We start from the raw sequence: 2,440 nt of genomic DNA on the forward strand, positions 1-2,440 counted from the left end.
CCGGTCCTGCTTTATAATGCCCATCTTGCTATGCTCCTATAATGCCAGTGTTTTTTGATCAGGGTTCTCAGACGACGGGCGGCGACCGCGTCGTTGGTCGGCGGCTTCAATAACATCTTGTCTGCTGAGGTCGTCAATTTTGATGATCCAGGGTGCGCCTTTGCAGAATTGTCCGGCAGGCAATCGGCCTTCCTGGATTAGGCGGCGCACGCTTGATGGGCTGAGTGCCAAGACCTCCGCTGCCTCGTCAAGTGTCAGCTCACCGCGCTCCTGGCGTTCGCCCTCGCGGTAAACAACGATCTGATGATAGTTTCTCAGCGTACGCACGCGCGACTGTGTCCATCCGTTGCCGCGTCCTGTCACTTTACCTGCTCGGTTAAGCGCTGCGGCGATCAGCTTGTCCGGCATCAAACGGGCCAGTGCACGGGTGAGGTCAACCACGTCATTATCCGTTTTCCAACGGTGCTGGCCGCAGCGGTTCTTACGAACAGCCAGCGCGGAATGCGCTCCGCCTTGCCAGTGGATAATGAGTTCGATGGTCTCGCCATCTACGCTGACAACAATCTCTTCAACCAGTGTGCGGATGATCTGTTTCTTGGTGGCAGGCGTTGTTCCGGGGCACCCCCAAGCGCGCTCAATATCCGCGCCCAAGCTCATCAACTGAGCACGGTTATCGGCACATGCACTGTGTGATGCGGCTGTCGCATCATGTAATTTGATCTGATCTTCAAGTGCGGCGACATCCCCAAGTCGGGCGTTCCAACGCGCCTCAAGTTCGCCAGCCACCAAACGGTTGTCAGGATCGACGGAATCGTACTGACGCCGGGCGCGAGAGGCCTCATAGCGCGCCTGTTCAAGGCTCAGCTCAAGTTGATGCCGCTTCTCGGCATGGACCTCTCCTCGCGCCGCATCGGCTTGGAGAGCCGCCTCGATACCCAAGGGTTGCAGCCGCGTGATAATCTCCGTGCTGACCGCCCGGTCCACGCGCATGCCGCCGAACGAGATGCAGCGTGCTCCTCCGTGATTGATCTGGCTGCCACGACAATGGTAGCGACCGGTGTTCCCGCCTTTGCCCGAATACGCGACATGCAGTTTGCGGCCGCAGTGGCCGCAGCGCAAAAGCCCCGCCAGAAGGGCTTCGCCACGTCGCACGGCGCCCCGTGCCGGACCAAACTTGCCGGTGGCATTATCCGCGATCAACCGCTGGTTCCTTTCGTAGGTATCCCAACTGATATAACCATCATGATGGTCGAGGATCAAAACATCCCAGTCTTCCCGTGGCTTTCGCAGTCCCTGGATCACGCGCTTGCGCCCATCCTCGATCACCGTCCGCGAGCCGGTGCGGCCAAACACATAGGCACCAGCATAGATCGGGTTCTGCAGGATGCGCAGGACTGTGTTGTATACGGGCAGCTTCCACCGAATAGAGCGACCATCCGGACCATAGACTGTCGCGGGGAGCGAGATCTGTTCCTGACGTAGCCACAGATGTACTTGACGCACGGAGCGCATCTCGTCGAACTTGGCGAACACCAGATCGATGGCGTCCTGAATCCGCCGGTCCGGGTCCTGCTCAATCCGATCTCGACCACTGCGCACATAGCCGATGGCCACTGTCATGAACAACTCACCCCGGCGCGCCTTCTGGCGTAGCGCCTCATGCGACCGTTGCCGAAGGACCGATAGTTCCATCTCACTCATTGTCCCCTTCATGCCCAAAAGCAGGCGATCATTGGGATGACGCGGGTCATAGACCCCGTCTTCGTCAACGATGAGGGTCCCAACCAAACCGCAAAACTCCAAAAGCGTATGCCAATCTCGACCATTGCGTGCCAGGCGCGAGGCTTCGATCGACACCACAGAACCGACACGACCCTCGCAGATCCCGGCAAGAAGCCTCTCGAAGCCGGGTCGCGCAACGCCGGACCCCGAACGGCCAAGATCATCATCGATGACTTCAACATCAGCCCAGCCAAGCTGGCGGGCACGCTCAACAAGAGCATATTGGCGCCGTTTGCTTTCAAGGTTGTGTGCGACCTGATCTGCAGTCGATTGCCGGACATAAACAACGGCCTGACGCGCCAGATGATCGGTCCCTATCTTACTCATCCTCCGTCTCCTCTGCGAGAGACGGAGTCTGCACGTCCGCCGCCACCTCGGTTTGATCGCCCGCGGCTTCGTTCAGAAGCATCCCTGTGAGGGTTAGAAGGCGATGTCGGCGATCCGATGGCATCGTTTCCGGATCTGGCATCGCATCGAACAGATGGAGTTGAAGAGGATTGGTTGCTGTCATTCTTGCCTCCGCTGACCGGGGATGATTCCCCTCCGGCCAAGCGTAAGGACCCATCCAACATCGCGCGGACCTCAAGGAGAGCTGCTACTGAAAGCGCCGGGTCACGAACGACAGCCGCCGCTCCTGATCTTTCTTCCGTCATCCAGG

The 2,440-nt window shown here is 59.0% G+C and carries 2 protein-coding genes; both read right to left on the minus strand.

Going from position 1 to position 2,440, the window contains the following annotated elements; translation table 11 throughout:
- Positions 1–36: 36 nt before the first annotated feature.
- A complete protein-coding gene (locus MCRY_RS22170) occupies positions 37–2,109 on the minus strand; it encodes a recombinase family protein (RefSeq protein WP_085633931.1) in 2,073 nt (690 codons plus the stop codon).
- Complete coding sequence (locus MCRY_RS22175; RefSeq protein ID WP_085633933.1) at positions 2,102–2,293, minus strand: hypothetical protein; 192 nt, start codon at positions 2,291–2,293, stop codon at positions 2,102–2,104. The genes MCRY_RS22170 and MCRY_RS22175 overlap by 8 nt, the downstream gene beginning before the upstream one ends.
- Between the last annotated feature and the right edge of the window lie 147 nt (positions 2,294–2,440).

Origin of the sequence: Marivita cryptomonadis, assembly GCF_002115725.1 — a bacterium.
GTDB lineage: Bacteria > Pseudomonadota > Alphaproteobacteria > Rhodobacterales > Rhodobacteraceae > Marivita > Marivita cryptomonadis.

Bases quoted from the DNA above. Each gene is read 5' to 3' on its own strand.
- MCRY_RS22170 (WP_085633931.1), bottom strand. From the start codon at position 2,109: ATGAGTAAGATAGGGACCGATCATCTGGCGCGTCAGGCCGTTGTTTAT.
- MCRY_RS22175 (WP_085633933.1), bottom strand. From the start codon at position 2,293: ATGACAGCAACCAATCCTCTTCAACTCCATCTGTTCGATGCGATGCCA.